Raw genomic sequence first — 6036 nt, forward strand, 5'->3', positions numbered from 1 at the left:
TTTAAAGTGGTACGCGAGCTGGGTTTAGAACGTCGTGAGACAGTTCGGTCCCTATCTGCCGTGGGCGTTTGAGACTTGAGGGGAGCTGCTCCTAGTACGAGAGGACCGGAGTGGACGTATCTCTGGTGTTCCGGTTGTCACGCCAGTGGCACTGCCGGGTAGCTATATACGGACGGGATAACCGCTGAAAGCATCTAAGCGGGAAGCCCACCCCAAGATTAGGTCTCACTGGACCCTCGAGGTCCCTGAAGGGCCCTTGAAGACTACAAGGTTGATAGGCTGGGTGTGGAAGTGCAGTAATGTATGAAGCTAACCAGTACTAATTGCCCGTGAGGCTTGACCATATAACACCCAAACGGTTTGGGTGTGGTCTGAGTTCGACGACATGACATAACCTGGATTACATCTCTTCAGATTCGGTGTGTAGATGAATATCTGCACATCAAACGGTTTGCCTGGCGGCAATGGCAAGATGGAACCACCCGATCCCATACCGAACTCGGAAGTGAAACGTCTTAGCGCCGATGATAGTGTGGGGTTTCCCCATGTGAAAGTAGGTCACCGCCAGGCATTTAATTGAAAAAGCCCCCGATTGCTCGGGGGCTTTTTTTATTTTCCGGATTTGTCCTTGGCGCCCTGAACGGTGCGGTCGATATGCCTGGCTACAACCGAGCTTAGGGATAAGGTTCAGGGCAGCGAGGCGCTTTGCATATCGTCCGAGGGCCGCTGGATGATCTGTGCCCTGAATTGATGATACTTGTTGAGGACCCGTTTTACGTAGCTCTGGGTTTCCGCGAAGGGGGGGACGCCGTTGTAGCGATCAATGGCTTGCGGGCCGGCGTTATAAGCTGCCAGCGCCCGCTTGAGGTTGTAGTCGTAGCGCTTCAGGAGTTTGCTCAGGTATCGTACGCCGCCTTTGATGTTCTGTTTCGGGTTGAAGAGATGATCGACGCCCAGCCTCCTGGCAGTGCTTGGCATGAGCTGCATCAGGCCTTTTGCGCCAACGCGCGACTCGGCGAAGGTATCGAAACAGGACTCGACGGAAATAACCGCCTTGACCAGCAGCGGATCCACGTCGTATTCGGCGGCATACTTGCTGACGGTCGCCATATGCATGTGCGCGCGCGCCTCGAGAATGGAGGGCGTGACGCCGACGCATGATTGGGTAGCGGTGGGGCGGCCGTAGCGGCCGATGTAGGTGAACCCCGGATTGCCGATACGATGATCAGTGATCCAGCGTGTTCCGTCCTTTTCGTGGTAGATATAGAGTTCAGCCTGCGCGGCCGGGCATGCGAATGTTGCGCCCAGGACAGCGACCAGGAGCCACCGACGAACGTATTTAGGATTGGTATTGGTCATCGGAAGATTAAGAATCCCCTGCTACTTATTGAATAATAGAGTAATTTCCTCTTTATGCCTACTCGCGAAGCTGAACCGATGCCGCCGTCGGCTGAATGGCTGAACCGGGCCATGGCGGCACTTCAGGCGAATGCAGAATATGACGTCGCGGGATTTGCCGGACATGTCGGCTGTGATCGTGGCGACGTTGCCGGGGTGATCGAGACGCTCGCCCTCATGGGTGTTCCCGTCATATCACTCTACGGGCGCATCCTTTTGCGGGAGCAAATGAACGGGCTGAATGTCTCTTCGGTGCGGGCACGCCTGCCGGCTGCCGTGCAATCGCGCATCGCTGCGTTCGAGGGGTTGATGGTGACCGAATCGACCAACGAATACCTGATCAGGCTCGATACACCGCTCTTCGACGGATACCATCTCTGCCATGCCGAATCACAGACCCGGGGCCGTGGGCGCCGCGGGCGTGCCTGGTTCTCACCATTCGGCAGCAATCTTTATCTCAGCCTGGCCTTCGATGCGGCTCCTGACGAAGGTATCCGCAGCGACCTCAGCCTGACGGTGGCCGTTTCGCTTGCGGATGCCCTGCAGCGCTTTGGGCTGAGCGAGGTTGGGCTGAAATGGCCGAATGATCTTTATTGGTCCGGCCGTAAATTGGGTGGGGTATTGATCGAGCAGCGCATCGATGGACGAGGGTGGAGCCGGTTCGTGATCGGCGTCGGTATCAATATTTCAATGCCCACCCGGCGGGCGGATTGGATTGATCAGCCCTGGGCGGACCTTCAGACAGCCATGGGATGTGCCGTTGATCGGGAGGCATTGGCTGCAGAAGTGGTCGGTGGTTTGTGTGAAACCCTGGATGTTTATCGACGTGACGGTTCTGCAAGGTTATTGGTGAAATGGCCGGACTACGATGTTTTCATGAATGCGCCTGTCTCGGTAACGGTCGGTGCGCAAAACGTCCGTGGAACCGCCTGCGGCGTGGATGAGCAAGGCCGGCTGCGCCTTTTGACGGACAACGGTCTCCAGGTGTTCGATTCGGGCGAGGTGAGCTTGAGGCCGATACGATGATGCTGTTGGTGGACCTGGGCAACACTCGCGCCAAATGGACCGGCATGCACGGCGCCGTGCTCGGTACCGTCGAGTCGGCGGACAGTCGTGATATCGAGACCATGCGGATGCGATTGGCCGCCTGGCGTGCAAGGCCGGAGCGTGTATTGGTCTGCAGCGTGATCGGCCATGACGGCAACCGGCTTTTTTGTGATTTGTGCCGTGATCTGGGTTGGCCCGAGCCGGAATTCTTCGGGGGGGTGCGGCAACTGTTGGATGTCCGAACCTGTTATCAGGATCCGGCGCGCTTCGGTGCGGACCGATTAATGTCTTTGGTGGCGGTGGCGCCCGAATGCACTGCGGGTGCCGGTCTCGTGATTGATTGCGGGACGGCGATCACCATCGATGCGCTGGAGGCCGGCACGCATCGAGGCGGCCAGATCATTCCCGGCATCGAACGTCAGCTGCTCACTCTCCAGANNNNTGCGCCCTTGTTCGCATGTGATACCGAACCGGCACTTTATGCCGGCGTCGTACGTGGTCTGGCCGGAGGGATTGATCGTATCTGTGCTGAGATGGAAGAATGCCTGCCTGCCCCGGTTACGCGCTTTCTCACAGGTGGCGCCGCCGAAACATTGAAGCCCTGGTTGCAGGGAGATTACCGGAGCGAGCCCAACCTGGTGTTGCGCGGGCTCGCCCGCGTTGCGAGCGAATGAGATGCGGATTTTTATTCTGATTCTGGTGCTGTTGAATGCCGGTTACCTGGCCTGGAACCGCTTCAATCCGGTTCCTGTGGCCAAGCCGCTCCCGGCGGTGAGCGCCGGGGTGCCGGAACTGCAGCTGTTGAGTGAGCGTCGCCCTTTGCAGACCCCGCCATCGGCTGAGCAGCCGACGGAATCGGCATCGTCGGCGAGCGGATCGGGGACCAAACCCCAGCCGCAGACTCAAGCGGCGGTTGCCTGCTACACCATTGGCCCGTTTACCGACAAACAACCCGCCGACGCCGTCATCAGGAAGATCCGGCAGGCCGGCTTTAAACCCCAGCTGCGCACGACCACTCAGCAGGCCACGGTCGGTTATTGGGTGTACCTGCCGCCCCAGGAGTCCCGCAAGGCCGCCCTCAAGGTTGCGCAAGGGCTCGCGCACAAGGGAATCAAAGACTATTTCATCGTCACCACGGACGAGGATAAGAACGCGATTTCCCTGGGGCTGTTCAGCGAGCCGGCGCGCGCGAAGCGACGCCAGGCTTATCTCAAGAAATTGGGCTATGCCACCAAGATCCGGGTCAGAACCCGGGAGCAGACGCTTTACTGGCTGGACTATGACGAACGCGACGGCCACCATCTGGACGCCGATACCTGGCAGGCGGTAGGTACGGAAGGCACGTCCGTGCAGCGCATCAGCAGGGACTGCCGTTGATTCCGGGCGGCTGCCGCGGTTTGCTGCTGCCGAGAGGCTTCCAGTAGAATCAGCGCCGCAAGCATCGGCGCCGATGTGGCTCAATGGTAGAGCAACCGCCTTGTAAGCGGTAGGTTGGGGGTTCAAGTCCCTCCATCGGCACCATTCCCCCGTATCCGTTCTAGCTTTGGCTTTGTATCAAAGACCGCGCCCGATCGCGTAGTAGCTGAAACCTTCCTGCACCATGTGATTCGGGTCGTACAGGTTCCGACCGTCAAAAATAACCGGCGTTTTCAGGGATTGTTTGATGCGGGTGAAATCGGGGCTGCGGAACACGTTCCATTCGGTAACGATTGCCAGCGCGTCGGCATCGTTCAGCGCATCTTCAGGGGTTTCGCACAAGGTCAGGTCGTCGCGCTGACCGTAGATGCGCTGGGATTCCTCCATGGCGACCGGGTCGTAGGCCTGCACGTGCGCGCCGGCCGACCACAGGGCCTCCATCAGGCTGCGGCTCGAGGCTTCGCGCATATCGTCGGTGTTGGGTTTGAAGGCCAGGCCCCACAGGGCGATGGTCTTGCCCTGCAGATCGCCGAAATGCTGCTGCATCTTTTCGAACAGGCGCAGCTTCTGGCGACCGTTGACGTTCTCCACCGCGTTCAGCAATTCGGCGTTGTAACCGATTTCCCGGGCCATGCGCTCCAGTGCCTTGACGTCCTTGGGAAAGCAGGAGCCGCCGTAGCCGCAACCGGGATAGATGAAGTGATAACCGATACGTGGATCGGAACCGATGCCGATGCGTACCTGCTCGATATCCGCACCCAGGCGTTCGGACATGTTCGCCAGCTCGTTCATGAAGCTGATCTTGGTCGCCAGCATGGCGTTGGCGGCGTATTTGGTGAGTTCGGCGGAGCGGATGTCCATCGCCACCAGGCGATCGTGGTTGCGGTTGAAAGGGGCGTAAAGGGCGCGCATCAGTTCGGTGGTACGGGGGTTGTCCGTGCCGATCACGATGCGGTCGGGTTTCATGAAGTCCTCGATAGCGGCCCCTTCCTTGAGAAATTCGGGATTGGAGACCACATCGAAGTCGATATCCGCGCTGCGCGCGTCGAGAACCTTGCGCGCTTCGGCCCGGACCTTGTCGGCAGTGCCGACCGGAACCGTGGACTTGTCGACGATGATGCGATATTCGGCGAGGTTCTCGGCAATGCTGCGTGTGACGGCGAGCACATGGGAAAGGTCGGCCGAGCCGTCCTCGTCCGGCGGGGTGCCTACCGCGATGAACTGGAACAGCCCGTGACGTACCCCTTCGGCGGCATCCAGGGTGAAGCTGAGGCGGCCGGCGGCGACGTTTTCGCGCACCATGTCCTCCAGGCCGGGCTCGTAGATCGGGATTTCGCCGTCTTTCAGGCGGTTGATCTTGTCCTCGTCGATATCCACACAAAGAACATGGTTTCCGACCTGGGCCAGGCAGGCACCGGTCACCAGTCCGACATAGCCCGAGCCGTAGATTGTGACGTTCATCGGATAGTCATCTCTTGGTCATAAAGTGGGTGGCCGCCAAGGGGCGTAAACCACGACGGATACTGTGGCGCGGGATGCTACCAGAGGCGCGCGCGGGCTGCATCTGCAGGCCGTGGAATGGTTGACAGACGTCCGCGGAATCTAGGAGAATGAGCGGCTTTCCCGAGGAGGGGTTCCCGAGCGGCCAAAGGGGGCAGACTGTAAATCTGCTGGCTCAGCCTTCGGAGGTTCGAATCCTCCCCCCTCCACCATACGGCACTGGTGGTTCAGGCAGGCGTCAAACCCGTGCAGCCCAATGGCTTCAGGGGTTTGGTTCTTGGCAAGGCGGGTGTAGTTCAATGGTAGAACTTCAGCCTTCCAAGCTGAATACGTGGGTTCGATTCCCATCACCCGCTCCAATTGATTTGGGAATACGGGTCTAGCAGGTTTCGGGCGGTTTGCCACAAGGCCCATATAGCTCAGTTGGTAGAGCGCGTCCTTGGTAAGGACGAGGTCACCGGTTCAAATCCGGTTATGGGCTCCACCTTCGGTTGTTGCCGGTTTTGGGAATGTAGGTTTTTTTGTGATTCATCGACCTTGCTATGGGGTGTTGAAATGTCCAAGGAAAAATTCGAACGTAAGAAGCCGCACGTAAACGTAGGCACGATAGGCCACGTTGACCACGGCAAGACGACGCTGACGGCGGCGATCACGCGGGTGATGTCGGAGAAGTTT

5 protein-coding genes, 4 tRNA genes and 2 rRNA genes are annotated in these 6036 nt (G+C 58.9%); 9 read left to right on the plus strand and 2 right to left on the minus strand.

The window, feature by feature from the left end; translation table 11 throughout:
• Both P8Y64_14200 and rrf read left to right on the plus strand, forming a co-directional pair.
• Window positions 1-344, plus strand: a 23S ribosomal RNA gene (locus P8Y64_14200); the annotation flags it as partial.
• Between the two features lie 110 nt (window positions 345-454).
• Window positions 455-570: ribosomal RNA gene (rrf, locus tag P8Y64_14205) — 5S ribosomal RNA — on the plus strand.
• Between the two features lie 117 nt (window positions 571-687).
• On the opposite strand, the gene P8Y64_14210 is transcribed toward rrf, so the two are convergent.
• On the minus strand, window positions 688-1359 hold the full coding sequence (locus P8Y64_14210) for a lytic transglycosylase domain-containing protein (GenBank protein ID MEJ2061606.1): 672 nt from the start codon (window positions 1357-1359) through the stop codon (window positions 688-690).
• Window positions 1360-1413: 54 nt separating this feature from the next.
• Between P8Y64_14210 and P8Y64_14215 the strand changes: the two genes are divergently transcribed.
• From P8Y64_14215 to P8Y64_14230, 4 genes are all read left to right on the plus strand, one after another.
• Window positions 1414-2424 carry a biotin--[acetyl-CoA-carboxylase] ligase gene (locus tag P8Y64_14215; GenBank protein ID MEJ2061607.1) on the plus strand — a complete coding sequence of 337 codons (1011 nt, stop codon included), beginning with the start codon at window positions 1414-1416 and terminating at the stop codon, window positions 2422-2424.
• Window positions 2421-3119: a type III pantothenate kinase gene (locus P8Y64_14220; GenBank protein ID MEJ2061608.1), complete on the plus strand. Its 699-nt coding sequence runs from the start codon at window positions 2421-2423 to the stop codon at window positions 3117-3119. The genes P8Y64_14215 and P8Y64_14220 overlap by 4 nt, the downstream gene beginning before the upstream one ends.
• A gap of 1 nt (window position 3120) precedes the next feature.
• Window positions 3121-3822, plus strand: coding sequence for an SPOR domain-containing protein (locus tag P8Y64_14225; GenBank protein MEJ2061609.1), 702 nt, complete (start codon window positions 3121-3123; stop codon window positions 3820-3822).
• Between the two features lie 69 nt (window positions 3823-3891).
• Window positions 3892-3966 (plus strand) — tRNA-Thr (locus P8Y64_14230).
• 33 nt (window positions 3967-3999) lie between these two features.
• Here P8Y64_14230 and P8Y64_14235 read toward each other — a convergent pair.
• Entirely contained in the window at window positions 4000-5322 is a 1323-nt protein-coding gene (locus P8Y64_14235; GenBank protein ID MEJ2061610.1) for a UDP-glucose/GDP-mannose dehydrogenase family protein, read from the minus strand.
• A gap of 166 nt (window positions 5323-5488) precedes the next feature.
• On the opposite strand from P8Y64_14235, the gene P8Y64_14240 reads away from it, so the two are divergent.
• The 3 genes from P8Y64_14240 (at window position 5489) to P8Y64_14250 (ending at window position 5845) form a co-directional block, all read left to right on the plus strand.
• Window positions 5489-5573, plus strand: a tRNA-Tyr gene (locus P8Y64_14240).
• A 73-nt stretch (window positions 5574-5646) separates the two neighbouring features.
• Window positions 5647-5720: transfer RNA gene (locus P8Y64_14245), tRNA-Gly, on the plus strand.
• A 49-nt stretch (window positions 5721-5769) separates the two neighbouring features.
• Window positions 5770-5845 (plus strand) — tRNA-Thr (locus tag P8Y64_14250).
• Window positions 5846-6036: the final 191 nt, after the last annotated feature.

It is taken from the genome of Gammaproteobacteria bacterium, from assembly GCA_037388465.1.
GTDB lineage: Bacteria > Pseudomonadota > Gammaproteobacteria > SpSt-1174 > SpSt-1174 > JARRKE01.

What these genes read in the sequence shown, in the direction of transcription:
- P8Y64_14210 (MEJ2061606.1), bottom strand. Translation starts at nt 1,359, where the DNA reads ATGACCAATACCAATCCTAAATACGTTCGTCGGTGGCTCCTGGTCGCT.
- P8Y64_14215 (MEJ2061607.1), top strand. Translation starts at nt 1,414, where the DNA reads ATGCCTACTCGCGAAGCTGAACCGATGCCGCCGTCGGCTGAATGGCTG.
- P8Y64_14225 (MEJ2061609.1), top strand. Translation starts at nt 3,121, where the DNA reads ATGCGGATTTTTATTCTGATTCTGGTGCTGTTGAATGCCGGTTACCTG.
- P8Y64_14235 (MEJ2061610.1), bottom strand. Translation starts at nt 5,322, where the DNA reads ATGAACGTCACAATCTACGGCTCGGGCTATGTCGGACTGGTGACCGGT.